This is a genomic window from Streptomyces sp. NPDC048473 (genome assembly GCF_043200155.1).
GTDB lineage: Bacteria > Actinomycetota > Actinomycetes > Streptomycetales > Streptomycetaceae > Streptomyces.
In genome coordinates this window covers 1-25359 of the sequence record NZ_JBICXE010000047.1, presented here as the reverse complement: position 1 = coordinate 25359, position 25359 = coordinate 1, and the positions used below count along the sequence as shown (strand labels likewise).

General features: G+C 70.8%; 21 protein-coding genes and 3 pseudogenes. 17 read left to right on the top strand and 7 right to left on the bottom strand.

Annotated features, from left to right (window positions below; all coding sequences use genetic code 11):
• The first annotated feature begins 19 nt into the window (after positions 1 to 19).
• Both ACGFU7_RS40105 and ACGFU7_RS40100 read left to right on the top strand, forming a co-directional pair.
• Positions 20 to 592: a TetR/AcrR family transcriptional regulator gene (locus ACGFU7_RS40105; protein ID WP_393702895.1), complete on the top strand. Its 573-nt coding sequence runs from the start codon at positions 20 to 22 to the stop codon at positions 590 to 592.
• A 119-nt stretch (positions 593 to 711) separates the two neighbouring features.
• The gene (locus ACGFU7_RS40100; RefSeq protein ID WP_393702893.1) at positions 712 to 2922 is read left to right on the top strand and encodes an MMPL family transporter; all 2211 of its coding nucleotides are present in this window, start codon (positions 712 to 714) and stop codon (positions 2920 to 2922) included.
• A 184-nt stretch (positions 2923 to 3106) separates the two neighbouring features.
• Here ACGFU7_RS40100 and ACGFU7_RS40095 read toward each other — a convergent pair whose 3' ends face one another.
• Entirely contained in the window at positions 3107 to 3469 is a 363-nt protein-coding gene (locus ACGFU7_RS40095; protein ID WP_393702892.1) for an SsgA family sporulation/cell division regulator, read from the bottom strand.
• 182 nt (positions 3470 to 3651) lie between these two features.
• Here ACGFU7_RS40095 and ACGFU7_RS40090 point away from each other — a divergent pair, with 182 nt between their 5' ends.
• From ACGFU7_RS40090 to ACGFU7_RS40070, 5 genes are all read left to right on the top strand, one after another.
• The gene (locus tag ACGFU7_RS40090; protein WP_393702890.1) at positions 3652 to 4710 is read left to right on the top strand and encodes an energy-coupling factor ABC transporter permease; all 1059 of its coding nucleotides are present in this window, start codon (positions 3652 to 3654) and stop codon (positions 4708 to 4710) included.
• A gap of 1 nt (position 4711) precedes the next feature.
• Entirely contained in the window at positions 4712 to 5473 is a 762-nt protein-coding gene (cbiQ, locus tag ACGFU7_RS40085; protein WP_393702889.1) for a cobalt ECF transporter T component CbiQ, read from the top strand.
• Positions 5470 to 6240: an energy-coupling factor ABC transporter ATP-binding protein gene (locus tag ACGFU7_RS40080; RefSeq protein ID WP_393702888.1), complete on the top strand. Its 771-nt coding sequence runs from the start codon at positions 5470 to 5472 to the stop codon at positions 6238 to 6240. The genes cbiQ and ACGFU7_RS40080 overlap by 4 nt, the downstream gene beginning before the upstream one ends.
• A gap of 66 nt (positions 6241 to 6306) precedes the next feature.
• The gene (locus tag ACGFU7_RS40075; RefSeq protein ID WP_393702929.1) at positions 6307 to 7470 is read left to right on the top strand and encodes a serine hydrolase domain-containing protein; all 1164 of its coding nucleotides are present in this window, start codon (positions 6307 to 6309) and stop codon (positions 7468 to 7470) included.
• A complete protein-coding gene (locus ACGFU7_RS40070; protein ID WP_393702886.1) occupies positions 7467 to 8267 on the top strand; it encodes an SDR family NAD(P)-dependent oxidoreductase in 801 nt (266 codons plus the stop codon). Before ACGFU7_RS40075 ends, ACGFU7_RS40070 begins: the two co-directional genes overlap by 4 nt.
• Positions 8268 to 8445: 178 nt before the next feature.
• On the opposite strand, the gene ACGFU7_RS40065 is transcribed toward ACGFU7_RS40070, so the two are convergent.
• The 4 genes from ACGFU7_RS40065 to ACGFU7_RS40050 all read right to left on the bottom strand — a co-directional run bounded on the left by ACGFU7_RS40065 (position 8446) and on the right by ACGFU7_RS40050 (position 13460).
• On the bottom strand, positions 8446 to 9297 hold the full coding sequence (locus ACGFU7_RS40065; RefSeq protein WP_393702884.1) for an EamA family transporter: 852 nt from the start codon (positions 9295 to 9297) through the stop codon (positions 8446 to 8448).
• The gene (locus tag ACGFU7_RS40060; RefSeq protein ID WP_393702882.1) at positions 9294 to 9791 is read right to left on the bottom strand and encodes a YbaK/EbsC family protein; all 498 of its coding nucleotides are present in this window, start codon (positions 9789 to 9791) and stop codon (positions 9294 to 9296) included. The genes ACGFU7_RS40065 and ACGFU7_RS40060 overlap by 4 nt, the downstream gene beginning before the upstream one ends.
• 114 nt (positions 9792 to 9905) lie before the next feature.
• Complete coding sequence (locus ACGFU7_RS40055) at positions 9906 to 11543, bottom strand: penicillin-binding transpeptidase domain-containing protein (protein WP_393702880.1); 1638 nt, start codon at positions 11541 to 11543, stop codon at positions 9906 to 9908.
• A gap of 150 nt (positions 11544 to 11693) precedes the next feature.
• Positions 11694 to 13460, bottom strand: a complete 1767-nt coding sequence (locus ACGFU7_RS40050; protein WP_393702878.1) for a dolichyl-phosphate-mannose--protein mannosyltransferase — start codon at positions 13458 to 13460, stop codon at positions 11694 to 11696.
• 53 nt (positions 13461 to 13513) lie between these two features.
• On the opposite strand from ACGFU7_RS40050, the gene rsmI reads away from it, so the two are divergent.
• The 6 genes and pseudogenes from rsmI (at position 13514) to ACGFU7_RS40020 (ending at position 18424) form a co-directional block, all read left to right on the top strand.
• Positions 13514 to 14410, top strand: a complete 897-nt coding sequence (rsmI, locus tag ACGFU7_RS40045) for a 16S rRNA (cytidine(1402)-2'-O)-methyltransferase (RefSeq protein WP_093893252.1) — start codon at positions 13514 to 13516, stop codon at positions 14408 to 14410.
• Positions 14411 to 14568: 158 nt separating this feature from the next.
• On the top strand, positions 14569 to 14958 hold the full coding sequence (locus ACGFU7_RS40040; protein WP_393702876.1) for a hypothetical protein: 390 nt from the start codon (positions 14569 to 14571) through the stop codon (positions 14956 to 14958).
• A gap of 33 nt (positions 14959 to 14991) precedes the next feature.
• Positions 14992 to 15858, top strand: a complete 867-nt coding sequence (locus tag ACGFU7_RS40035) for a TatD family hydrolase (RefSeq protein ID WP_393702875.1) — start codon at positions 14992 to 14994, stop codon at positions 15856 to 15858.
• A 174-nt stretch (positions 15859 to 16032) separates the two neighbouring features.
• Positions 16033 to 16497, top strand: a pseudogene (locus tag ACGFU7_RS40030) (ubiquitin-like domain-containing protein); the annotation flags it as partial.
• Between the two features lie 71 nt (positions 16498 to 16568).
• Positions 16569 to 17534: a 16S rRNA (adenine(1518)-N(6)/adenine(1519)-N(6))-dimethyltransferase RsmA gene (rsmA, locus tag ACGFU7_RS40025; protein WP_393702873.1), complete on the top strand. Its 966-nt coding sequence runs from the start codon at positions 16569 to 16571 to the stop codon at positions 17532 to 17534.
• Positions 17531 to 18424 carry a 4-(cytidine 5'-diphospho)-2-C-methyl-D-erythritol kinase gene (locus ACGFU7_RS40020; RefSeq protein ID WP_393702871.1) on the top strand — a complete coding sequence of 298 codons (894 nt, stop codon included), beginning with the start codon at positions 17531 to 17533 and terminating at the stop codon, positions 18422 to 18424. Before rsmA ends, ACGFU7_RS40020 begins: the two co-directional genes overlap by 4 nt.
• Before the next feature lie 12 nt (positions 18425 to 18436).
• Here ACGFU7_RS40020 and ACGFU7_RS40015 read toward each other — a convergent pair.
• Positions 18437 to 18697: pseudogene (locus ACGFU7_RS40015) on the bottom strand (Txe/YoeB family addiction module toxin); the annotation flags it as partial.
• Positions 18694 to 18945 (bottom strand): type II toxin-antitoxin system Phd/YefM family antitoxin, encoded by a 252-nt coding sequence (locus ACGFU7_RS40010; RefSeq protein ID WP_393702869.1) that lies wholly within the window; start codon positions 18943 to 18945, stop codon positions 18694 to 18696. The pseudogene ACGFU7_RS40015 and the gene ACGFU7_RS40010, both read right to left, overlap by 4 nt.
• Positions 18946 to 19079: 134 nt before the next feature.
• Between ACGFU7_RS40010 and ACGFU7_RS40005 the strand changes: the two genes are divergently transcribed.
• From ACGFU7_RS40005 to ACGFU7_RS39990, 4 genes and pseudogenes are all read left to right on the top strand, one after another.
• Positions 19080 to 20897, top strand: coding sequence for an ABC-F family ATP-binding cassette domain-containing protein (locus ACGFU7_RS40005; protein ID WP_393702867.1), 1818 nt, complete (start codon positions 19080 to 19082; stop codon positions 20895 to 20897).
• Between the two features lie 108 nt (positions 20898 to 21005).
• Positions 21006 to 22766 (top strand): PQQ-binding-like beta-propeller repeat protein, encoded by a 1761-nt coding sequence (locus ACGFU7_RS40000; protein ID WP_393702865.1) that lies wholly within the window; start codon positions 21006 to 21008, stop codon positions 22764 to 22766.
• Positions 22767 to 23010: 244 nt separating this feature from the next.
• Positions 23011 to 24879: a PQQ-binding-like beta-propeller repeat protein gene (locus ACGFU7_RS39995; protein ID WP_393702863.1), complete on the top strand. Its 1869-nt coding sequence runs from the start codon at positions 23011 to 23013 to the stop codon at positions 24877 to 24879.
• Positions 24880 to 24943: 64 nt separating this feature from the next.
• Positions 24944 to 25359 (top strand): annotated as a pseudogene (locus tag ACGFU7_RS39990) (hypothetical protein); the annotation flags it as partial.

Below are 25359 nucleotides of genomic sequence, written 5' to 3'. Positions count from 1 at the left end.
GCGAAGAGGAGGTCGACACATGGCGCGCACCCGGCTCACGCCCGAGCGTGAGAGCGAGCTGTACGCCGCCGTGCTCGACCTGCTCCGCGAGGTCGGCTACGACGCCCTGACCATGGACGCCATCGCCGCCCGCACCCATTCCAGCAAAGCCACCCTCTACCGCCAGTGGGGGAGCAAGCCCGAGCTGGTCGTCAAGGCCCTGCGGCACAACAAGCCGGTGTCCCTCGCGGAGATCGACACCGGATCGCTGCGCGGCGACTTCCACGCCGCACTGAGCCGTACGGACGACTGCCAGATGGAGAAGAACTCCGCGCTGATGCGGGGTCTGAGCCATGCCGTCCACGACAATCCCGATCTGCTCCAGGCCCTGCGCGAACTGCTGATCGAGCCGGAGATGACCGGCCTCAACACGCTGCTGCGCCGAGCCGTGGACCGGGGTGAAGTGCGTCCGGACCATCCGGCGCTGAAATATGTATCGCACATGCTGATCGGTGCCTTCACCGCTCGGCAGCTGGTCGAGGACCGCGCCGTCGACCAGGCGTTCCTCACCGACTACGTCGACTCCGTGATTCTCCCCGCTCTCGGAGTCTGACCCCTCCCGTCCCCTTCGCACGGCCCCTCCCCAAGCCCCACCTGACACGCCGCTCTCGTCGTCGGGCTGGTTCCTCACGCCCTTTTCCACTCACACGACCTGACCGGGAGTACGCCCCCGTGGCCACATTCCTCTACAAACTCGGACGGCTCGCCTTCCGGCGCCGCCGCTATGTCGCCCTGATCTGGGTGGCACTGCTGGCACTCGCCGGATTCGGCGCGGCGTCCGCGTCCACCGCCACCTCCAGCTCCTTCTCGATCCCGGGTACGGAGGCGCAGAAGGCCTTCGACCTGCTGGAACAGCGCTTCCCCGACTCCAGTGCCGACGGCGCGACCGCACGGGTGGTCTTCAAGGCCCCCGACGGCCAGAAGATGACGGACCCGGCGAACAAGGCCGAGGTGAACAAGCTCGCCGGCGAGCTGAAGTCCGGCTCGGATCAGATCGCCTCGGTCACCGACCCGTACACCGGCAACGCCGTCAGCAAGGACGGCTCCACGGCGTACGTCTCCGTGTCCTACAAGGTCAACTCGATGGAGCTGACCGACGCGACCCGGGACGCCCTTCAGGACACGGGCCACACGGCGCAGAAGAGCGGGATGACCGTGGAGATCGGCGGTGACGCGCTCCAGGTGATGCCGGAGACCGGGGCCACCGAGATCATCGGTGTCGCGATCGCCGCGGTGGTGCTGGTCATCACCTTCGGCTCGCTGATCGCCGCCGGGCTGCCGCTGCTCACCGCCCTGATCGGGGTCGGCATCGGTGTCTCGACGATCACGGCACTGGCGAACGTACTCGACCTGGGCTCCACCACCTCCACCCTCGCGATGATGATCGGCCTCGCGGTCGGCATCGACTACGCGCTGTTCATCGTCTCCCGCTACCGCGCCGAACTGGCCGAGGGCCGGGAGCGCGAGGAAGCGGCCGGACGGGCCGTCGGCACGGCCGGTTCCGCGGTCGTCTTCGCCGGTCTCACCGTCGTCATCGCGCTGGTCGGCCTCGCCGTCGTCAACATTCCGATGCTGTCGAAGATGGGCTTCGCCGCGGCCGGCACGGTCGCGATCGCCGTCCTCATCGCGCTCACCCTGGTCCCGGCCATGATGGGCTTCGCGGGCAAGCGGGTCATGGGACGCAAGGCGCGCAAGGCCGCCGAGGCTTCGATCCGGCCCGAGGCGAAGCCGAACATGGGCACCCGCTGGGCGCGGTTCGTGCTGCGCAAGCCGGTGTGGGTGCTGCTGGTCGGAGTCATCGGCCTCGGCGCGATCGCCGTCCCGGCCGCGTCCCTGGAGATGGGCCTGCCCGACGACGGCTCCCAGCCCACCAGCACCACCCAGCGGCGCGCCTACGACCTGCTCTCCGACGGCTTCGGCCCCGGCTTCAACGGGCCTTTGATGGTCGTCGTCGACACCGCGAACAGCTCCGACGGCAAGACCGCCGCCAAGCAGGTCTCCGACGAGATCTCGGGCATCCCGGGCGTCGTCGCCGTCACTCCGGCCCAGTTCAACAAGGCCGGCGACACCGCGATGATCACCGTCATCCCGAAGGACCGGCCGAGCTCCACCGAGACCGAGAACGTGGTCCACGCGATCCGTGACTCGGGCAAGGACATCAAGTCCGACACCGGCGCCGAGGTCCTGGTCACCGGCTCCACGGCGATGAACATCGACTTCTCGCAGAAGATGAACGACGCGCTGCTGCCATACCTGGCGCTCGTCGTCGGCCTGGCCTTCCTGCTGCTGATGGTGGTCTTCCGGTCGGTGCTGGTGCCGCTGAAGGCGGCCCTCGGCTTCCTGCTCTCGGTCGTCGCGGCCCTGGGCGCGGTCGTCGCGGTCTTCCAGTGGGGCTGGCTCGGCTCGCTCTTCGGCGTGGAACAGACCGGCCCGATCATGTCCATGATGCCGATCTTCATGGTGGGTGTGGTCTTCGGTCTCGCCATGGACTACGAGGTCTTCCTCGTGACCCGGATGCGCGAGGCGTACGTCCACGGCGAGAAGCCCGGCCAGGCGATCGTCACCGGCTTCAACCACGGCGCCCGGGTCGTCACGGCCGCGGCCGTGATCATGATGGCGGTCTTCTCCGGCTTCATCGGCTCCAGCGAGCAGATGATCAAGATGATCGGCTTCTCGCTCGCCATCGCCGTCTTCTTCGACGCGTTCGTCGTCCGGATGGCGATCGTGCCCGCGGTCCTCGCCCTGCTCGGCAAGCGCGCCTGGTGGCTGCCGCGGTGGCTGGACCGGCTCCTGCCGAACGTGGACGTGGAGGGCGAGGGGCTGCGCAAGGAGCTCGGCGAGACGCCCGACGCCGAGGGCGAGCGTGAGCTGGCCCGCGTCTGAGCCGGGCCCGGCCCGTGTCCGAGCCGCACGGCCCGGGCCGTAGAGCCTCCGGGGTCCGCGTCTGAGCGGAGCGCGGCCCCGGATGCGCCGGTTACCTGTGGGGACGGGGGACCGGGGCAATGACAGAAGCCCCCGTGCGAGCGGCACGGGGGCTTCTGTCATGCGTGTGCGTCATGCGTGTGCGTCATGCATGGGTGTGTGTCATGCGCGCGGGACCGGCGGTCTCGTCGTGTGTGCGGTGCAGAAAGTGGATCAGTGGCGCGTTGTCGAACTGCACCACCTCCACGCCCTCCTTCGAGTGGAGCTCCACGACCAGTTGCGTCCGTCCGCACGGCCACACCCGGATGCCGCCGCGCTCGGCGGGGGAACGCAGCCCGCGCTCCAGCAGATCGCGGCCGAACGCCCAGTCGGTGCCGCCGGGGAAGGCGACATGGACGGTACGCGGGTCGTCGTCGGCGTCGTACAGCAGATCGACCGGCACCGCCGGGAGGTCAGGGGTGTCATTGACGAGCCAGGCTTCGACCTGTTCATGGATCACGGGGGGCATGGGTCGACTCCTCCTCTATGTACCGCTTTGCCATCCAATGTCCCACGTTTTCCGCAATGAGCGCGGCGAGGCCAGCTGTGACGCACCCGCTCTTGCGAAGGGTTTGCAACAAGGCCCTATCATTGAGCGGTTCACGACACCGTCCGCAGCAACGCAGGATCGCAGGAAGCGGAGCCTCCCCCATGCACGTACCCGACGGATTCATCAACGCACCCGTCTCCGCCGCCGCCGGAGTCGTCGCCGCGGGTGCGGTCGCCGTCAGCCTGCGGGGCGCCCGCCGGGAACTGGATGAACGCACCGCGCCGCTGGCAGGTCTCGTCGCCGCGTTCATCTTCGCCGTGCAGATGCTGAACTTCCCGGTCGCGGCGGGTACCAGCGGGCATCTGCTGGGCGGGGCGCTCGCCGCGATCCTGGTCGGGCCCTACACCGGGGTGCTCTGCATCTCCGTCGTACTGCTCATGCAGGGCATCCTCTTCGCCGACGGCGGCCTCACCGCGCTCGGCGTGAACGTGCTCGACATGGGCATCACGACCACCGTCGTCGCGTACGCCCTCTTCCGCGGGCTGGCCGGCGTGCTGCCGCGGACCCGCCGCTCCATGACGGCCGCGTCCTTCGTCGCCGCCCTGGTCTCCGTACCGGCCGCGGCCTGCGTCTTCACGTTGATCTACTGGATCGGCGGCACCACCGACATCCCGATCGGCAAGGTCTTCACCGCCATGGTCGGGGTCCACGTCCTCATCGGTATCGGCGAGGCCGTGATCACCGCGCTGACCGTCGGTGCCGTCGTCGCCGTACGCCCTGATCTGGTCCACGGCGCCCGAGGACTGACCGCCCCGCTCAAGCTCCGGGTCGACGGTGAGCTCGTCGACGCTCCCGCCCGGCAGCCCGTCGCCCCGGTCGCCGCCCGCTCCACCCGCGGAATCTGGGCCACCGGCCTGGTCACCGCCCTCGTCCTGGCGGGCTTCGTCTCCTTCTACGCCTCCGCGAACCCCGACGGACTGGAGAAGGTCGCCGCCGACCAGGGCATCGACAAGAAGACCGAGAAGCACGCCGCCAAGGACTCCCCGCTCGCCGACTACGGCGTCAAGGACATCTCCGACGCCCGGATCTCGGGCGGCCTCGCCGGAGTGATCGGTGTCGGTGCCACGATCGTGGTCGGCAGCGGAGTCTTCTACGTGGTCCGCCGCCGTCGCACGCCGGACGCGCCCGCCGGTACCCCGCACACCAAGGAAGCCGTCTGACATGGGCGCAGGTCATGCACACAGGCTCTACCGGCACGGGCACTCGCCCGTCCACGACCTGCCGCCGCACTGCAAGCTCGCCGCCGCCTTCTGCTTCGTCGTGGTCGTCGTCTCGACGCCGCGCGAGGCGGTGTGGGCGTTCGCGCTGTACGCGGTACTGATCGGCGCCGTCACCGCCCTCGCCCGCATTCCCGCGGGCTTCCTGCTCAAGCGGTTGCTCATCGAGGTGCCGTTCGTCGCGTTCGCGCTGCTCATGCCGTTCGTGGTGCCCGGTGAGCAGACCCACGTCCTCGGCCTCTCCGTCAGCGTCCCCGGCCTCTGGGGCGCCTGGAACGTCCTGGCCAAGGGCACCCTCGGCGTCGCCGCGTCCGTGCTCCTCGCCTCCACCACCGAACTGCGCTCGCTGCTGCTCGGCCTCCAGCGGCTCAAGCTGCCGCCGCTGCTCGTCCAGATCGCCTCCTTCATGATCCGGTACGGCGATGTGATCACCGACGAGATGCGCCGGATGTCGATCGCCCGCCGCTCCCGCGGCTTCGAGGCACGCGGGATACGCCAGTGGGGTGTCCTGGCCAAATCGGCGGGCGCGCTCTTCATCAGGTCGTACGAGCGCGGCGAACGCGTCCACCTCGCGATGGTCAGCCGCGGCTACGCCGGTTCGATGCCGGTCATCGACGAGGTGACGGCCTCCCGCACCCAGTGGGCGTATGCCTCGGTACTCCCCGTACTCGCCCTCGTCATCTGTCTGCTGGGATGGACCGTATGAGCCTGCCCACCGCCCCCGCGCCGTCCCTGGAAGTCAGCGGCCTCGCCTACGCCTACCCCGACGGCCACCAGGCGCTCTTCGGGGTGAACCTGACGGTCGCCCGGGGCGAACGCGTCGCCCTCCTCGGCCCGAACGGAGCCGGCAAGACCACCCTCGTCCTCCACCTCAACGGCATCCTCGACGCCGGTGCGGGCACCGTCCGGGTCGCCGGTCTCCCGGTCGAGAAGCGCAACCTCGCCGAGATCCGCCGCCGCGTCGGCATCGTCTTCCAGGACCCCGACGACCAGCTCTTCATGCCCACCGTCCGCGAGGACGTCGCCTTCGGCCCCGCCGCCTCCGGGCTGCGCGGCGCCGAACTGGAGGAACGCGTCACCGAGGCCCTGCGGCAGGTCGGCATGGAGGAGTACGCGAACCGGCCGCCCCACCACCTCTCCTTCGGCCAGCGCCGCCGCGTCGCCGTCGCCACCGTCCTCGCCATGCGGCCGGAGATCCTCGTCCTGGACGAGCCGTCCTCCAACCTGGACCCGGCCTCACGGCGTGAGCTCGCCGACATCCTGCGGATCCTGGACGTCACCGTGCTCATGGTCACGCACGACCTGCCGTACGCCCTGGAGCTCTGCCCGCGCGCGGTCGTCCTGAGCGAGGGCGTCATCGCCGCCGACGACCGTACCCAGGATCTGCTCTGCGACGAGGAGCTGATGCGCAGCCACCGTCTGGAGCTGCCCTTCGGCTTCGATCCGCGTTCCGTGTCTGTGAACATGGGGTGACCCGCCACGCGTCCTGCCTGCGGAGGGATGCACCATGGGGGGATGAGCGGGAGCGCAGGAGCAGGTGTGGACGTACGGGGCACGGTGGCGGCCGGATTCGAACCGGTCCGGGATGCTTTCGTCCGTAACTTCGAGCAGCGCGGCGAACGCGGCGCGGCCGTCGCGGTCTACCGGGACGGGCGCAAGGTCGTCGATCTGTGGGCCGGTACGAGAGACGTCGACGGCGTCGAACCGTGGGCCGTCGACACCGTGCAGATCGTCCGCTCGGCGGGCAAGGGCATCGCCGCCGCCGTACCGCTGATGCTGCACCAGCGCGGCCAGGTCGACCTCGACGCCCCGGTCGGCACGTACTGGCCGGAGTTCAAGGCGGCCGGCAAGGAACGTGTGCTCGTCCGCCACCTCCTCGCCCACCGGGCCGGCATCCCCGCCCTCGACTGCCCGCTGACCCCCTCCGAGGCGGCCGACGGGATCTCCGGACCGCAGGCCGTCGCGGCCCAGCGCCCCCAGTGGGAACCCGGCGCCGACCACGGCTACCACGCCCAGACCTACAGCTGGCTCATAGGCGAACTGGTGCGCCGGGTCACCGGCCGCACCGTCGGCCGCTGGATCGCCGAGGAGATCGCGCGCCCGCTCGGCCTGGACTTCTGGTTCGGCCTCCCGCCGGACGAGGCGCACCGGGTGGGCCGGATCGGGCCCGTCGAACCGTCGGCCGACGCGGGCAACGGCGGCGCCCTGCGGATGCGGCCCAAGCGGTCCGTCGTCGAGGCGTACCGCGACCCGGAGTCCCTCACCCGCCGCGCCTTCGGGGCCATCGACCCCCTCCCCGACGAGAACGACCCCGGCTACCGGGTGGCCGAACTCCCCGCCTCCAACGGCATCGCCACCGCCCGCGCCCTGGCCCGCTGCTACGCCGCGATGATCGGCCCGGTCGACGGCCACCGCCTGTTCGCCCCGGCCACGCTCACCCTCGCCCGCACCGAGGAGTCGGCGGGCCCGGACCGGGTCCTGGTCGTCAACACCCGCTTCGGCCTCGGCTACATGCTGCACGGCCCGGCGGCCCCGCTGCTTGCCCCCGGCTCGTTCGGCCACCCCGGGCGGGGCGGCTCGCTCGGATTCGCCGACCCCGAATCCGGTATCGCGCTGGGCTATGTGACGAACGGTCTGCAGAAGGGAGTCACCGCCGACCCTCGTGCCCAGGCCCTGGTCAGGGCAGTACGGTCGGCGCTATGACTCCTCCTTCCTCTGCTGGTTCACGGTTCGACGGATACGGCGTACTCATCACCGGAGCGGGCCAGGGCATCGGTGCGGCCGCGGCCCGCCGGCTGGCCTCGGAGGGCGCGCGCGTCCTGGTCACCGACCTGGACGGCGACCGTGCCGGACGCACTGCCGCGGAGATACGCGAGACGGGTGCGACAGCCGAATCGCTGCCCTGCGACGTGGGCGACCGGGCCGCGGTCGAGGCCGCGGTCGCGCACGCCGTCGCCGCCTTCGGCTCCCTCGACGTGCTGGTGAACAACGCGTACGCCTGCACCCCCGACACCCCGCTCTTCGAGGACGAGCCCGACGAGGTCTGGCAGCGCGACCTGGACATCACACTGAGCGGCCCCTACCGCTGCGCCCGCGCCGCCCTCCCGCACCTGGTGGCCTCCGGCCGGGGCGCGATCGTCAACATCGGCTCGGTCAACGGCGAACAGGACTTCGGCAACCACGCCTACAGTGCGGCCAAGGCGGGCCTGGGCAGCCTGACCCGCACCCTCGCGGGCCATGCGGGGCCGCGCGGCGTACGCGTCAACCTGGTCGCACCCGGCACGATCCGCACGGACGCCTGGGCGGGCCGCGACGCGGAACTGTCCCGGGTGAGCGGCCTCTACCCGCTCGGCCGGGTCGGCGAGCCGGACGACATCGCGTCCGCCGTCGCCTTCCTCGCCTCGCGCGACGCGGCCTGGATCACGGGGACGACACTGCGCGTGGACGGCGGGCTGACCGCGGTGAACTCGGGCTTCCGGCAGGCGGTTTCGCAGGAGTAGGGGCCGCCCGCGTGTGAGGCGCCCGGGGCCCCGCCCGCGTCGGTGGTGCCCCGGGCCCCGCCCGCGTACGTGGCGCCGCCGGCCCCCGCCCGCGTACGTGGCGCCGCCGGCCCCCGCCCGCGTACGTGGCGCCGCCGGCCCCCGCCCGCGTACGTGGCGCCGCCGGCCCCCGCCGTACTCAACTCGTGTGCAGCATCAGCCCGATACCGACCACCATCAGCCCCGCCGCCGCGATGCGCGGCGCGCCGAACCGTTCCTTGAAGAACACCGTCCCTATGGCCGCGCCGACGATGATCGACGACTCGCGGAGCGCCGCGATCGGGGCCAGTGCCGCCTGCGTCTGGGCCCACAGGACGAGGCCGTACGCCACTACCGACAGGACCGCCCCCAGCAGCCCGCGCGCGACGAACGGCTTCAGCTGGGCGGCGAGTTCGCCCCGGCGGCGGTAGAGCGCGTAGACCGGGATGGCCATCCCCTGCAGGATGAGCAGCCAGGCGATATAGCCGAGCGAGGTGCCGGAGGCGCGTACCCCGACCCCGTCGACCGTGGTGTATCCGGCGATGGTCAGACCGGTTGCGACGGCGGCGAGCAGCGCCGGCCAGTCCGGGCGTGTGCCGGAGCCCCGGATGCCCCAGAGGGCGAGCCCGACGAGCCCCACCGAGGCCACCGCGACGCCCGCCGTGGCCCAGGCGTCGGGTCGTTCACCGACGAACACGGCGGCAAGGACGGTCACCACCAGCGGGGCCGTGCCCCGGGCGATCGGGTACATCTGGCCGAAGTCGCCCAGGGTGAACGAGCGCATCAGCAGCAGCATGTACGCCACGTGCAGCACGGCCGAGGCGAAGAGATACGGCCACGCCCCGGCGGCCGGGAAGGGAACGAAGCAGGCCAGCGGCACGCAGAACAGCAGCCCGCATCCGGAGATCAGGGTGAAGGAGAGAAGCTGGTCCTTGACCGCGTGCGCGATCGCGTTCCAACTGGCGTGCGTGACCGCGGCGATCAGGACGGCGAACGCGACCAGCGGCGTCACTGGGACTGCTCGCGCACATCCACCACGGTTCCGCCGGCGTGCCCGATCAGCGTCTTGGGGTCGAGGGGGAAGACGGTGTGCGGGGTGCCCGCCGCCGCCCACACCACATCGTGGTCCAGCAGACCGCGGTCTGCCAGCACCCGGGTCCTCGTACGGTGCCCGAAGGGCGGCACGCCACCGATCGCGTACCCGGTCGTCTCCCGGACCAGGTCGGCCCCGGCCCGCTTGACCTTCCCGGCCCCCAGCTCCCTGCGTACGAGCTCGACATCGACGCGCGAGGAGCCGTCCACCAGGACCAGCACCGGGACGCCGTCGGCCTCGAAGATCAGGGACTTGACGATCTCGCTGAGCTCGCAGCCGATCGCGGCGGCGGCCTCGGCGGCCGTAGGTGTGGCCTCCGGGAACCGGCGGATCTCGACCTGTAGCCCCAGCTCCCGCAGGGCCTCGGCGAATCGGGGATGGGCTTCGGCAGCGGTGGTGTCGGGAGTGCTCATGGCCTGCACGCTAGCGAACGCGGTACGGGGCACGCGACGGGGTTCCACGCACGCGGGACCACCTTGCCGTCCGCCACCCCTCCGATCGCGCCCACGGCCCCGCGGGCGGACGCCTCACGACCCCGCTCGCAGTACCGCCGCCACCACCGGTCCCGCCGCGTCCCCGCCGTGGCCGCCGGACTGGACGACCGCCGCAGCGGCCAGGTCGTTGCTGAAGCCGGTGAACCAGCTGTTGGACGTGGCCTGGCCGTCCACCTCCGCCGAGCCCGTCTTGGCACCCTTGTCGCCGCCGACCGAGGCCATCGCGGCCCTTCCGGTGCCCCAACTCGCGGTCTGGCGCATCATGTTGGTGATCTGCTGGGAGACGGACGTGGGCAGCGACCGGGAGGCGGTGGCGAGCTGCCGGCCGTCCAGGTCCCGGTCCACGAGGATCGGCTGGCGGAAGGTGCCGTTCTTCGCGGTGGCGGTGATGGACGCCATGTTGAGGGCGTTCATCTGGATCGTGCCCTGACCGATGTACTGGGCGGCCGCCTCGCCTTCGGTCTCCTCGGGCACGCTGCCGTCGAAGGACAGGATGCCGGTCTTCCAGTCCAGGCCGATGCCGAAGACGTCGCGGGCCTCCTTGGCGAGCGCCGCGTCATCCTTCGCGTCGTCGATCAGCTTGATGAAGGCGGTGTTGCAGGACCGGGCGAAGCTGGTCGTCAGAGTGCCGTCGGGAATGGAGAAGTCGTCCAGGTTCTTGAAGGTGCGGTTGTAGTACGTCGCGGTCGGCGGGCACTCGATCTTCTGGTTGGCCGAGGCGAGGCCCTTCTCGATCAGCATCGCCGCCGTCACGATCTTCATCGTCGAACCGGGCGCCTGCTTGCCCTGCATCGCCGCGTTGAATCCGGTGGCCGGATTGTTGGCGACCGCGCGGATCGCGCCCGTGGACGGCCGGACCGCGACCACCGAGGCCTGGCTGAACTTCTTCACGGCCACCTCGGCCGCCGCCTGGGCGTCCGCGTCCAGTGTGGTCCGCAGCTTGCCCGGCCTGCCCTTGGTGAGGGTCAGCAGGGTCTTGTCCGGGCCGCCCGCGTCCGCGCTCTCGATCCAGGTCTCGATGCCCGCGGTGCCGCCGGCCTTCTCCCCGTACTTCTCGCGCAGTGCGTCCAGGATCGGCCCCAAGGAGGGGTACTTCTCCTTGGTGAGCACCCTGTCGTTGTGGTCGACGGCCTCGATCGACGGGGTCGACGCCTCACCCGTCCTGAGCGACGCACCGGCCGTCAGATCCGGGTGGATCACGGTGGGCGCCCAGTCGATCAGGGGCCTGCCGGTGGTCAGGCCGCGCACCACGGTCAGTTCGGAGGAGTACGACCAGGGCTTGGACTTCCCCTCGAACGACACGGTCGCCTTCACCCTGTACGGCACCTTCGTGCCGACCGCCGGGCCCGGAGTGATCACCGCCTTGGTGACATGGGCGCTCTCGCGGTAGCCGGTCAGCGCCGGTTCGGCCTCGGCCGCGTTGTTGGTGAGCCGGGACGCGGCGGCCGCGTCCCCGCTCGCCCAGGCCTTGAGGAACTTCTTCGACGCGTCGTCGATCTCCGCCTTGGTGACCGGCCCCGTCTTCACCTCGGCGGAGGCGGACTTGCTGTCCGTGCCGTCGCCGCCACCGCCGTTCAGGCCGTTCAGGACGTTGTACGCCCCGTAGCCCACCCCGCCGACCACGACCGCGAACGCTCCGCCGACTATCGCAACCTTCGCTCCACTGCGCATCACTGCAGTCCCCCTCCCCAGGAGTTCCCCTTGAACGCGTTCAAGGGGATGCTGCCGGGCACACTACGGGACGGTGGTGACAGTCGAGATGGTTGTTATAGGAACGCGATACGTGGGGCATGAATATGCCGGCAAATCAAGGTGTGCCGGTCAAATCCAGGTATCCAGCCACATTCGGTTCCGCCAGGACCCGTCGGGAATGGGCGTGCCCGTGTAGATGGGCCAGAAGTAAATGAAGTTCCAGATGATCAGCAGCACCAGCACGCCCGCCGCGATCGCCCCCAGCGTCCGCCGCCGTTCCCCCGACGGATCGCCGGTCACCAGGCCCAGTTCCCGTTTGGACCCGGTACCTGCCGCCGGACCCAGCATCGCGCCGATCATCATCGTGACCGCCAGACACAGGAACGGCACGAACACCACCGCGTAGAAGAGGAAGATCGTCCGCTCCTGGTAGAGGAACCAGGGCAGCCAGCCCGCCGCCACACCGCAGGCGATCGCCCCCGCCCGCCAGTCGCGCCGGAAGAACCAGCGCCACAGCACGTACACCAGGGCGAAGCACGCCGCCCACCACAGCAGCGGCGTCCCGATGGCCAGCACCTCGCGGGAGCACTTGCCGGTCTCCGAAGCCGCGCAGCCATGCTGCTCCGCCCAGAAATAAGAGACGGGCCGGCCGAGCACGATCCAGCTCCAGGGATTGGACTGGTAGGTGTGGCCGGACGTCAGATTCACATGGAATTCGTAGACCTGGTACTCGTAGTGCCACAGGCTGCGCAGCCAGTCCGGCAACCACGTCCAGCTGCCGCCCCTGCCGTCGGTCTCGGCCCAGTTCCGGTAGTAGCCCTTGTCGGTGACGATCCAGCCGGTCCAGGAGACGAGATACGTGAGGATCGCGACCGGGACCGTCGAGACGAACGCCGGCAGCAGATCCCGCTTCAGCACCGCCGTGTACGGGCGGACCGCACCCGCGGTCCGTCGCGCGCCCACATCCCACAGCACTGTCATCAGACCGAAGCCGACCAGGATGTACAGGCCGTTCCACTTGGTGGCGAAGGCCAGCCCCAGCATCAGGCCGGCGGTGAGCCGCCACGGACGCAGGCCCAGCCGCAGATTCTCCGCGACCCCGGCATCCGGGCGCAGCACACCCTCCTCGTCGACCGGCAGCGCGGCGGCCAGGCGGCGCCGCGCCCAGTCGCGGTCGATCAGCAGAGCGCCGAACGCCGCCAGCACGAAGAACATCAGCACCAGGTCGAGCAGCGCGGTGCGGCTCATCACGAAATGCAGACCGTCGAAGGCGAGCAGCGTGCCCGCCAGGCACCCCAGGAACGTCGAGCGGAACATCCGCCGCCCGATCCGGCACAGCATCAGCACCGACAGCGTGCCGAGCACCGCCACCATGAACCGCCAGCCGAACGGCGTGAAACCGAAGATCTGCTCACCGATCCCGATGATCCACTTGCCGACCGGCGGGTGCACCACATAGCCCGGATCCACCGGGACGTGCACCCTCGACGGATCGTCCAGGATCAGCTTGTCGATGTCCTTGGGCCAGTTGCCCTCGTACCCCTGGTTGATCAGCGCCCAGGAATCCTTGGCGTAGTACGTCTCGTCGAATATCAGCGCGTGCGGACTGCCCAGGTTCCAGAACCGCAGCACCCCGGCGACCAGCGCCACCAGCAGCGGACCGCCCCAGGCGGACCACCGCACCAGGCGCTCGGCCAGGGGCGGGGAGATCCCGAGCACCGCCCACAACTGGGCGCCGGGCCGGGTGTACGGCGGAACCAGCCGTTCACGCAGCCCGATTCCGGGCCGGGGCGAATGGCCGAAGCGGCGCAGCCGCTGCTGCCAGGAGGCCGGCTCTTCGCCGTGCGGTTCCCCGGCGTCTTGGCCCTGCCGGGCTTCGGGCGCAGTACTCGTCACCGCGCCATCGTAGGGAACGCATCTGTGCGAGTGCTGTCGCCCGTGCTGGGAGGATGACTCATGTGACTGGAACGACTGGAACGCTGGTACTCGCAGGAACCCCCATCGGCGATGTGGCGGACGCCCCGCCACGCCTCGCCGCCGAACTGGAGACGGCCGATGTCGTCGCCGCCGAGGACACCCGGCGGCTGCGCCGCCTCACGCAGGCGCTCGGCATCCACACCACGGGGCGGGTCGTCTCCTACTTCGAGGGAAACGAGTCGGCCCGTACGCCCGAACTCGTCGAGGCACTGACCGGCGGCGCCCGCGTCCTGCTGGTCACGGACGCCGGGATGCCGTCCGTCTCCGACCCCGGCTACCGGCTCGTGGCCGCAGCCGTGGAGAAGGACATCAAGGTCACCGCGGTCCCCGGCCCGTCCGCCGTGCTCACCGCTCTCGCCCTGTCCGCGCTGCCCGTCGACCGCTTCTGCTTCGAGGGCTTCCTGCCGCGCAAGGCGGGTGAACGGCTCGGCAGACTGCGCGAGGTCGCCGACGAGCGCCGCACCATGGTCTTCTTCGAGGCTCCGCACCGGCTCGACGACACCCTCGCGGCGATGGCCGAGGTCTTCGGCGCCGACCGCCGGGCCGCCGTGTGCCGGGAGCTGACCAAGACGTACGAGGAAGTGAAGCGCGGCCCGCTGGGCGAGCTGGCGGTGTGGGCAGCCGAGGGGGTACGCGGCGAGATCACCGTCGTCGTCGAGGGCGCGGCCGACTCCGGACCCGAAGAACTGGACGCCGCGGAGCTGGTACGCAGGGTGCAGGTGCGCGAGGAGGCGGGGGAGCGGCGCAAGGAGGCCATCGCCGCTGTCGCCGCAGATGCGGGGCTGCCCAAGCGCGAAGTCTTCGATGCGGTCGTCGCGGCAAAGAACGCGGCGCGAACCGGTCCGGCGGAGGGCAAAGGACTGTCGTAAAAGGCAAAGCACGAGCCGCGCACCGGGCCTTTCTGCCACGAGAAGGCCAAAACCGCTCCAACAGTCGACAGGGCTTGATGCGCTCCCGCCGGTAAGGGCGTCCACTGGACCAGGGACGCATTCTCCGGAGTGTTTGTCCGGCGGACAAAGGAGCGGGCATGAGCGAGATCGCAGCAACCACCGTGCATGAGGCGTATGCCTTCGCCTGCATGAGGTGCGGATACGGCTGGGAGCAGGCCTTCGAAATAGAGCACCACGTCGACGGTTCCAACAAGGCTTTCGTCATATACAAGGCGGACGGGGAACGGGTGCCCTCCCCCCTTTCCCAGCCGACCTGCACGAACTGCGGCGGACACGTGGTCCGGATCATGGGGGCCGGACGGGTCTCGACCGTCCAGCAACTGCTCCACAACCCCGAGCCGACGCGGCCGGCGATCAAGGACACCGACGCCCGGGAGGGCGAGGCCGTGGCCGTCACCGTCGCACCCGCAGGTGCGGAGCACCACTGGCACCTGTCCGACCTGCTGCACCCCTTCCACCGAAAGTAAGGCCACCGGCGCGGTCCTCGTACGATCGTCGTCATGAGCCGTACCGAAGCCCCGCCGCTGCCCGAACCCCTCCGGGTACCGGTCGCCGATTCGCACACCCACCTGGACATGCAGGACGGAACTGTCGAGGAGGGCCTGGCCAGGGCCGCGGCGGTCAATGTGACCACCGTGATCCAGGTGGGCTGCGACGTGGCCGGTTCGCGCTGGGCCGCCGAGACCGCCGCCGCGCATACGAACGTGCACGCGGCGGTCGCCCTTCACCCCAACGAGGCGCCGCGCATCGTGCACGGCGACCCCGACGGCCGGTCGCGGCAGGGGGCGCGTGAAGGGGGCGGCCGGGCGGCGCTGCACGAGGCCCTCGCGGAGATCGACGCGCTGGCCGCACTCGACCACGTACGCGGTGTCGGCGAGACCGGGCTCGACTGCTTCCGTACCGGCCCCGAGGGCATGGCCGCGCAGGAGGAGTCCTTCCGGGCCCACATCGAGATCGCCAAACGGCACGGCAAGGCGCTCGTCATCCACGATCGCGAGGCGCACGCGGATGTGCTGCGCATCCTCGCCGACGCGGGCGCCCCCGAGCGGACCGTGTTCCACTGCTACTCCGGCGACGCCGACATGGCCCGGATCTGCGCGGACGCCGGGTACTTCATGTCCTTCGCGGGCAATGTCACCTTCAAGAACGCCCAGCCGCTGCGCGACGCACTGGCCGTCGCGCCGACGGAACTGGTCCTGGTCGAGACGGACGCACCGTTCCTGACCCCCGCCCCGTACCGCGGACGGCCCAACGCGCCGTACCTCATTCCGGTCACGCTGCGTGCCATGGCGGAAGTGAAGGGCGTGGACGAGGACACCCTGGCGTCGGCCATCTCCGACAACACCGCTCGCGCATTCGACTACTGACCGGTACCGGCTCACTTTGGGTGACGCCATGTGGTCGGGCCGTTTTGGACAGTCACCGATGCTCCGCTATCGTCCCGGGCGCCATCAGGCGAGCCGGCCGATCGGATCCTCTGGAGCGTCGTGAGCCATTCGAAGGGCAGTCACCGTGCAGCACGCGGCAGGGAGCGCACGGCGGTGGCGCTGCCGCCCGCCCGTCTTCCGGCCGCCGTACCCGTGTCCGTACCGCTCCATGAGCAGCTGACGCTCGCCGCCTGGGCGGTCCACGCCCCGACCGTCGTCGATACGCCCCTGCTGTCCGGCCGGCCGGCCCTCCCCGGCACCACCGGCGGTCGGGCGGCGGCGCGCCGGGCCGCCCGACGGCGTCGCAAGGTGCACGTCCGCCCCGAGAGCCTGCGCCGCCTCGTCCCGCAGGCCCTCGGCGTCGCTTTCCTGGCCGGTGGCACCACCGCGTTCGTGGCCTGCGACAAGGCGGTGACGCTCGACGTCGACGGCACTCCCCGCACCCTGCACACCTTCGCGGACGACGTCGACGAACTCCTCGCCGACCAGGGCGTCACCGTTGCCGCCCACGACACCGTCACCCCTGCCCTCGGCAGCTCACTCGCCGACGGCGACGAGGTCGTGGTCCGGGCGCGGAGGTAACCGGGCGGAGAAGCCGTACGCGCCATGGGGGCGAGCCCCCGGCCTCGCCGCGGCCGTAGGCTTACCGGGTGAGCACCACTGAGCCCGATGCCCTCCTGGGCCCCGCAGACATCCGCGAGCTGGCCGCCAAGCTGGGCGTACGCCCGACCAAGCAGCGCGGTCAGAACTTCGTCATCGACGCCAATACGGTCCGCAGGATCGTGCGGACGGCGGAAGTCCGCCCGGACGATGTCGTCGTCGAGGTCGGTCCGGGGCTCGGCTCGTTGACCCTGGCGCTGCTGGAGGCGGCGGACCGGGTCGTCGCCGTCGAGATCGACGACGTACTGGCGGGTGCCCTGCCGGCCACGGTCGCCGCCCGGCTGCCGGGGCGCGCCGACCGGTTCGCCCTGGTGCACTCCGACGCGATGCTGGTCCGGGAGCTGCCGGGCCCGGCGCCGACCGCGCTGGTCGCGAACCTTCCGTACAACGTCGCCGTGCCGGTCCTGCTGACCATGCTGGAGCGCTTCCCGTCCATCGAGCGGACCCTCGTCATGGTCCAGGCCGAGGTCGCCGACCGGCTGGCCGCCAGGCCGGGCAACAAGGTCTACGGCGTGCCGTCGGTGAAGGCCAACTGGTACGCGGACGTCAAGCGGGCCGGGTCCATCGGCCGCAACGTCTTCTGGCCCGCCCCGAACGTCGACTCCGGTCTGGTGTCGCTGGTCCGGCGCACCGAGCCGATCGCGACGAGCGCGAGCAGGACCGAGGTCTTCGCGGTCGTCGACGCGGCCTTCGCCCAGCGCCGCAAGACGCTGCGGGCCGCCCTGTCCGGCTGGGCGGGCTCCGCGCCCGCCGCCGAAGCGGCCCTGGTCGCGGCCGGGATCTCGCCGCAGGCCCGCGGCGAGGCGCTGACGGTCGAGGAGTTCGCCGCCATCGCCGAGAACAAGCCGACGGGGGACGAGCCGGCGACGGACTCGTCGAGCGAGAGCAAGCCTGGCGCGGACGAGCCCGCCGGGAACAAGTCCCACGGGAACAAGTCCACCGGGAGTGGCGAGTGAGCGTCACCGTTCGCGTCCCCGCCAAGGTCAATGTGCAGCTCGCGGTCGGCGCCCCGCGCCCCGACGGCTTCCACGACCTGGCGAACGTCTTCCTCGCCGTCGGCCTCTACGACGAGGTCACCGTCACCCGCGCCGACGCGCTGACCGTCACCTGCTCGGGCCCGGACGCCGCGCAGGTCCCGCTGGACGCCGGCAACCTCGCCGCCCGCGCCGCGATCGCGCTCGCCGAACGCCACGGCATCGCCCCCGACGTGCACATTCACATCTCCAAGGACATCCCCGTCGCGGGCGGCATGGCGGGCGGCAGCGCCGACGCCGCGGCCGCCCTGGTGGCCTGCGACGCCCTCTGGGCCACCGGCGCCACCCGGGACGAAATGCTCGCCATCTGCGCGGAGCTCGGCAGCGACGTGCCGTTCTCCCTGGTCGGCGGCGCCGCCCTCGGTATCGGCCGCGGCGAGCAGCTGACCCCGATCGACGTCGGCGGCACGTTCCACTGGGTGTTCGCGGTCGCCGACGGCGGGCTCTCCACCCCGGCCGTCTACGGGGAGTTCGACCGGCTCACCGCGGGCACCGACGTCCCCGCACCGGAAGCCTCGCCGGCGCTCCTCGACGCCCTGCGCACCGGGAGCACCGATGTGCTCGCGAAGGCGCTCTCCAACGACCTGCAGCCCGCCGCGCTCTCCCTGCGCCCCTCGCTGGCCGACACCCTCGCCGCGGGCACCGAAGCCGGCGCCCTGGCCGCCCTGGTCTCGGGCTCCGGGCCGACCACCGCGTTCCTGGCGGCGGACGCGGAGGCGGCGCGGAAGGTGACCGAGGCGCTGATCACGTCGGGGACATGCAGGAACGCACGGGCCGCGGTTTCCCCGGCGCCGGGCGCCACGGTCGTCTGACACCGCCTGCCGCTACCGGCCGTAGTGGTAGCGGCAGGCGGCGATGCGGACCTCTTGGTCGACGACCTTGTAGATGAGCCGGTGCTCATCGGTGATGCGGCGGGACCAGTACCCCTGGAAGCCGTGCTTCAGGGGCTCTGGTTTGCCCATGCCCTCGTTCCCGTTCCGGGCGACGTCCTGCAGCAGTGCATTGATCCGCTTGAGGATCTTCCGGTCCTGTGCCCGCCACCAGACGTAGTCCTCCCGGGCCGACTCGGCCCAGACGAATTTTACTCGGCGAGTTCCCGTGCCATGCCCGCACCGGACTCCAGGCGCTCTATCGAGGCCAGCAGGCGGCGGGCGTTCTCGGGGCTTCGGAGCAGGTAGGCGGTTTCTTTCAGGGACTCGTACTCGTCGAGTGCGACGATCACCACCGGTTCGTGTCCGGCGCGCGTCACTATGACCTCCTCGCGGTCGTCGATGACCGCGTTGAGCGTCTCGGCGTACTTCGCCCGCGATTCGGTGTAGGTCATGGTCCGCATGGTCGCCTCCCAGCTGTACGTACAGAATTCTGTACGTACAGCTGGGAGGTGGAGGGCTGCAAGGGCGAGCGGACGTCCCGCCGCTGTCGCCCCGTACCCTGGGAAGTCGATCGATCCCCCGGGACAGGAGTGAAATGGCCGTCAATCTGGTCAATGTCGAGCAGGTCAGCAAGGTGTACGGCACCCGTGCCCTGCTCGACGGTGTGTCCCTCGGTGTGTCCGAGGGGGACCGGATCGGTGTCGTGGGCCGCAACGGCGACGGCAAGACGACCCTCATCCGGATGCTCGCCAGGCTGGAGGACGCGGACAGCGGCCGTGTCACCCACAACGGCGGGCTGCGCCTCGGCGTCCTCACCCAGCACGACTCGCTCGACCCCGAGGCGACCATCCGCCACGAGGTGATCGGTGACCTCGCCGACCACGAGTGGGCGGGCAGCGCGAAGATCCGCGATGTGCTCACCGGGCTCTTCGGCGGGCTCGCCCTGCCGGGCTTCGAGCACGGCCTGGACACCGTCATCGCCCCGCTCTCCGGCGGCGAGCGGCGCAGGATCGCGCTCGCCAAGCTGCTCATCGCCGAGCAGGACCTGATCATCCTCGACGAGCCGACCAACCACCTCGACGTCGAGGGCATCTCCTGGCTGGCCGGCCATCTGCGGGCACGCCGCTCGGCGCTCGTCTGCGTCACCCACGACCGCTGGTTCCTCGACCAGGTCTGCACGCGTATGTGGGACGTCCAGCGCGGCACGGTCCACGAGTACGAGGGCGGCTACAGCGACTACGTCTTCGCACGGGCCGAACGGGAGCGGATCGCCGCGACCGAGGAGTCCAAGCGGCAGAACCTGATGCGCAAGGAGCTGGCCTGGCTGCGGCGCGGCGCCCCCGCCCGTACCTCCAAGCCGCGCTACCGCATCGAGGCGGCCAATGAACTGATCGCCGATGTGCCGCCGCCGCGCGACACCAGCGAGCTGATGAAGTTCGCCAACGCCCGGCTCGGCAAGACCGTCTTCGACCTGGAGGACGTGACCGTCCAGGCAGGCCCCAAGACGCTGCTCACCCACCTCACCTGGCAGCTCGGTCCCGGCGACCGGATCGGCCTGGTCGGGGTCAACGGCGCGGGCAAGACCTCGCTGCTGCGGGCGCTCGCCGAGGCGTCCCGCACACAGGGCGACGCGCAGCCCGCCGCCGGGAAGGTCGTCGTCGGCAAGACCGTCAAGCTGGCCTACCTCTCCCAGGAGGTCGCCGAACTCAACCCGAACCTGCGGGTGCTGGAAGCCGTGCAGCAGGTACGGGACCGGGTCGACCTCGGCAAGGGCCGGGAGATGACCGCGGGCCAGCTCTGTGAGCAGTTCGGCTTCTCGAAGGAGAAGCAGTGGACCCCGGTCGGCGACCTCTCGGGCGGTGAGCGGCGCCGGCTGCAGATCCTGCGTCTGCTGATGGACGAGCCGAACGTTCTCTTCCTCGACGAGCCCACCAACGACCTCGACATCGAGACCCTGACCCAGCTGGAGGACCTCCTCGACGGCTGGCCCGGATCGATGATCGTGATCTCCCACGACCGGTTCTTCATCGAGCGGACCACGGACCGGGTGATGGCGCTGCTCGGCGACCGCGCGCTGCGGATGCTGCCGCGTGGGATCGACGAGTACCTGGAGCGCAGGCAGCGGATGGAGGAGGCGGCGACGCCCTCCGCCGCGCCCGCGGCGGCCAAGGAGAAGGCGGCGCCGGCCGCGACCGTCTCCCCGCAGGCCGCGCGTGCGGCGAAGAAGGAGCTGCAGAAGGTGGAGCGGCAACTCGACAAGATCTCCACACGCGAGACCACGCTGCACGCGCAGATCGCGGAGCACGCCACGGACTTCGAGAACGTGGCGAAGCTCGACGCGGAACTGCGCGAACTGGTCGCGGAACGCGACGAGTTGGAGATGCGTTGGCTGGAGCTGGCCGAGGACGCCTGACCGCTTCGGTGCGTCAGGTGTGACGGCTGGGGCTCGTGGGACGGGTGATAGAAAGAAGCCTTGCCCGGCGCGGAAGCCGGACCCGTCCGCACGAAGGGGGACGTGCTGATGACCCAGCCGCCCGGCCAGCAACCACCGCAGGGGGGCTTCGGGGCTCCGTACGATCCCCCGTCCGGTTCGTACGGCCCTCCCACGCAGCCGTCGGGCCAGGCCGCCGGTCCGTACGGGCCTCCCACGCAGCCGCCCGGTCCGTACGGGCCTCCCACGCAGCCGCCCGGTCCGTACGGGCCGCCGCCCGCCCAGCCCGGCCCGTACGGCGCGCCGTCGCAGCCGGGGCTGTACGACGCACCGACGCAGCCCGGTCCCTACGGTGTGCCGTCGCCACCGCAGCCCGGTGGCCCCGCGGGCAGCGGCGGCGGAGGGTTCTTCCGGGGCCGGCGCGGGGCGGTCGTCGGTGCCGTGCTCGCGGTGGTGCTGCTGGCGGGCGGTGGTGTCTGGCTGGCCACGAGCGGGGGCGACGGGACGAAGCCCACGGCGAAGAAGAGCGCCGACCCCGAGCCGGACGTCTCGTCCACCGGCAAGGGCAAGCCCGATGACAAGGGCAAGGACCAGGGGCCGAGCGACCTCCGCGGCGAGGCCGACGGGATCAACGCCAAGCGCAAGCCGGGCGAGGCGAAGGTCCTCTGGCTCCAGGAGGGCGGCGTCGACCTGCCGCGCAACGGCTCGGACGTGTACGGCCCCTGGATCGTCGGCGACACCGTCGTCAAGGCGATGTTCCACACCGTCTCCGGCTACTCCGTCGCCGACGGCAGCCAGAAGTGGAGCCTGCGCCTGCCGTCCGCCATGTGCGCGGCCCCCTCGCAGGCCACCGCCGACGGCAAGATCGTCCTCGGGATCCAGACCGGTCACGGCGACCAGGCGTTCTGCGACGCGCTCCAGATGGTCGACCTCACGACCGGCAAGGCCGGCTGGCACAAGACCTACAAGCGCCAGGGCGCCTGGGACGAGCTCTCCCACGTCGCGATGGCGATCAACGGCGACACCGTGACCGTGGGGCGCACCACCAGGACGGACGCCTTCCGGGTCAGCGACGGCAAGGTGCTCTTCGGGCAACTGCCGGGCAACTGCCAGCCGTTCGGCTTCGCGAGCGGCCCCGTGGCGATCGCCGCGGCCAGCTGCCAGACCGCGGCCGACGACCACAAGGAACAGCTGGTGGAGCGGATCGACCCCGCCACCGGCAAGGTCCTGTGGAAGTACAAGGTCAAGAAGGGCTGGGAGGTCGCGCAGTTCTACTCGGTCAGCCCGCTGGTCGTCTCCCTGAAGAAGGGGGACGAATGGGCGATCATCATGCTCAACGCGGACGGCACCTACCGCTCCCAACTGGTCGGCGGCGACGAGAACTACAAGACGCAGTGCGACACCGACGTGGCCTCCGACGGCAGGAACCTCGACAACTGCCTCGGGGTGGCGGCCGACGACAAGACGGTCTATCTGGCGAGCAAGCCAGGTGAGTCCGACCCCACGAACAAGGTCGTCGCCTTCGACCTGGCCAGCGGACAGACGAAGTGGAAGGCCGCCGCCCCCGCCGGGCAGACCCTGATGCCGATGCGGGTGGAGGGCGGCAGGCTGCTGATGTACCTGTCGGCGGCGAAGAACAAGGGTGGCGGCATCGCGTCCCTCCCGCCGACCGGCGGCACACCGCAGATGGTGGTGCGGCACCCGGCTGCCGGGGCGGAGGCCGAGCGCGCGCTCTTCGACACCCGGGTCGCCTACGTGAACGGGCGTTCCCTCCTCCTGAGCACGAGCCTCAGCGGGATCGAGGACGGGGACGAGAAGCGGGCGAAGTCGCTGGCGGTCTTCGGCAACTGACGGCCCGAGGCGTAACGGAGGCATCACGGGGCGGTTCTCCCTTGGGAACAGGGGGCGGACCGCCCCGTTGCCCGAGGTCTCGCGGGTGGTACAAAGAAGCCCCGCTCGACTGACGTAACGCCGCGGGATCCATGCCTGTTTCGCTCCTTTCCGGGAAGTTCAGGGGGTTTCGGCCCCGTGACGCTCCGCGGGATCGCGGGGGAGACCGGACCGGGCACCGGACCGCACGAAGGGGGACGTGCTGATGACCCAGCCGCCCAGCCAGCAACCGCCGCAGGGAGGCTTCGGCGCACCGCAGGAGCCGCCGCAGGGGAGTCCTCAGCCGCCCCAGGGTCCGCCGCCGAGCGGCCCGCCGCAGACCCCGCCGCCGCAGCCGCCGCCCGCTCCGCAGACCCCGCCGCCCGGCTACGGCTACCCGCAGACGCCCGGTCAGGCGCCGGGCCAGGCCCCCGGTTACGGCTACCCCCAGCAGCCCGGCCAGCAGCCCGGCCCGTACAGCCAGCAGCAGCCGGGCCCCTATGCCCAGCAGCCCGGCCAGTACAACCAGCAGCCGGGTCCGTACGGTCAGCAGCCCGGTCCGTACGGTCAGCCGACGCAGCCCGGTTACGGCTACCCGCAGCAGCAGTACCCCGGCGCACCGGCCCCCGGCGGCCCCGGTGGTCAGGGCGGCGGCAACTCCCCCAAGCGCAAGCCCGCGTTGATAATCGGCGCCGCGGCAGCCGCACTCCTGGTGATCGGCGGCGGCATCTTCATCGCCACGAGCGGGAGCGACGACGACAAGAAGCCCGTCGCGGAGAAGAGCGGCGACGCCAAGCCGAGCAGCTCGCCCTCCGTCAACGAGGGCAACGGCAACGGCGACGGCCGCGGGGCCGACGACGACCTCAACGCCGGGCGCAAGAAGGGCGAGGCGAAGATCCTCTGGCTGCAGAAGAACGACGTCGACCTGCCGGGCAACGGCGCGGATGTGTACGGCCCCTGGGTCGTCGGTGACACGGTCGTCAAGGGCATGTACCGCAGCGTCTCCGGCTACTCCGTGGCCGACGGCAAGCAGAAGTGGACGCTGAAGCTGCCCGCCGACCTGTGCGCGGCACCCTCGCAGCCCACCACCGACGGCAAGATCGTCATCGGGGTCGAGAACGGCACCACCGACAAGGCGGACTGCGCGGACCTGCAGATGATCGACCTCAACACCGGCAAGGCCGGCTGGAAGAAGTCGGTCAAGAAGGGCGGCCTCTTCGACCTGATGTCGGACATCTCCCTCGCCATCAGCGGTGACACGGTCACCGTCGGCCGCACCGGCAACTCCAACGCCTACCGGGTCAGCGACGGCAAGGAACTGTTCGGCAACCAGTCAGGCAACTGCCAGCCGTTCGCCTTCGCCGGCGGGCCCAAGCTGATCGCCGCCTCCAGCTGCCGCACCGACGACGTCGAGAATCCGCAGCACCAGATCCAGGAGCTCGACCCGGTCACGGGGAAGCCCCGGTGGACGTACCGGATCAAGCGCGGATGGGAGATCGACCGGGTCTACTCGGTGAGCCCGCTGGTGGTCTCGCTGAAGAAGGACAAGGAATGGAGCATCCTCGCGCTGAAGGAGAACGGCTCGTTCCGCTCCGGAGTCGTCAGTGACAAGGGCGACAAGTTCTCGCCGGACTGCGGCAGCGCCTTCGCCATCTTCGGCAAGTCCCTGGACGGTTGCACCGGTGTCGCCGCCGATGCCAACACGTTCTACATGTCGACCTCGCCGGACTCCAGCGGCACCGCCCGTACGAACAAGGTCGTGGCATTCGACCTGAACACCGGCAAGTCCAAGTGGAAGGCCGCGGCACCGGCCGACAGCATGGTGAAGCCGCTGCGCATGGAGGGTGGCAATGTGCTGCTCTACGTGGAGGCCGGATACAACAAGGGCGGCGGGATCGCCACCCTCGCACCGACCGGTGGCACGCCGCAGATGGTGCTGCGGCACCCGGTGTCGACGGCCGAGATCGAGAGCTCCTTCTACAACTCGAAGATCGTCTACGCGGGGGGCCGTTCCTTCATCGCGAGCGGGCGGGTCAGCGCGAGCAACGACGAGGAAGAGCTGCAGACGAAGACCATGATGGCCTTCGGCAACTGACGGCACACGCAGGCTTTCGACGGCCCCGACCCACCAACTCCCTTTCCCCAGAGGTACGTACGCCATGACACAGCCCCCCCAACCGCCCAACGAACCGCCCCAGGGCGGATTCGGTGCCCCGCAGGACCCCCCGCCGGGCGGATTCGGCGCACCGACCCCGCCGCCCGCCGACCCGTTCGGCAAGCAGCCGGCCACCCCGCCCGCGGGCGGATTCGGCGCACCGACCCCGCCGCCCGCAGGCGCTCCGCAGACCCCGCCGCCCGCGGGCCCGCCGCAGCAGCCGGGCCCGGGTTACGGCTATCCGCAGGGCCAGCCCCCGCAGCCGGGTTACGGCTATCCGCAGGGCCAGCCCCCGCAGCCGGGCTACGGCTACCCGCAGGGTCAGCCCCCCAGCCCGGTTACGGCTACCCGCAGGCGCCCGTGCCCGGCCAGCCGCAGCAGGGTTACGGCGTCCCGCAGGGCCTGCCGCCCGGCCAGCCG

Coding starts and splice junctions, on each gene's coding strand:
- ACGFU7_RS40105 (WP_393702895.1), top strand. CDS start 20: ATGGCGCGCACCCGGCTCACGCCCGAGCGTGAGAGCGAGCTGTACGCC.
- ACGFU7_RS40095 (WP_393702892.1), bottom strand. CDS start 3,469: ATGCCCCCCGTGATCCATGAACAGGTCGAAGCCTGGCTCGTCAATGAC.
- ACGFU7_RS40090 (WP_393702890.1), top strand. CDS start 3,652: ATGCACGTACCCGACGGATTCATCAACGCACCCGTCTCCGCCGCCGCC.
- cbiQ (WP_393702889.1), top strand. CDS start 4,712: ATGGGCGCAGGTCATGCACACAGGCTCTACCGGCACGGGCACTCGCCC.
- ACGFU7_RS40080 (WP_393702888.1), top strand. CDS start 5,470: ATGAGCCTGCCCACCGCCCCCGCGCCGTCCCTGGAAGTCAGCGGCCTC.
- ACGFU7_RS40070 (WP_393702886.1), top strand. CDS start 7,467: ATGACTCCTCCTTCCTCTGCTGGTTCACGGTTCGACGGATACGGCGTA.
- ACGFU7_RS40060 (WP_393702882.1), bottom strand. CDS start 9,791: ATGAGCACTCCCGACACCACCGCTGCCGAAGCCCATCCCCGATTCGCC.
- ACGFU7_RS40055 (WP_393702880.1), bottom strand. CDS start 11,543: ATGCGCAGTGGAGCGAAGGTTGCGATAGTCGGCGGAGCGTTCGCGGTC.
- rsmI (WP_093893252.1), top strand. CDS start 13,514: ATGACTCATGTGACTGGAACGACTGGAACGCTGGTACTCGCAGGAACC.
- ACGFU7_RS40040 (WP_393702876.1), top strand. CDS start 14,569: ATGAGCGAGATCGCAGCAACCACCGTGCATGAGGCGTATGCCTTCGCC.
- ACGFU7_RS40035 (WP_393702875.1), top strand. CDS start 14,992: ATGAGCCGTACCGAAGCCCCGCCGCTGCCCGAACCCCTCCGGGTACCG.
- ACGFU7_RS40010 (WP_393702869.1), bottom strand. CDS start 18,945: ATGCGGACCATGACCTACACCGAATCGCGGGCGAAGTACGCCGAGACG.
- ACGFU7_RS40005 (WP_393702867.1), top strand. CDS start 19,080: ATGGCCGTCAATCTGGTCAATGTCGAGCAGGTCAGCAAGGTGTACGGC.
- ACGFU7_RS40000 (WP_393702865.1), top strand. CDS start 21,006: ATGACCCAGCCGCCCGGCCAGCAACCACCGCAGGGGGGCTTCGGGGCT.
- ACGFU7_RS39995 (WP_393702863.1), top strand. CDS start 23,011: ATGACCCAGCCGCCCAGCCAGCAACCGCCGCAGGGAGGCTTCGGCGCA.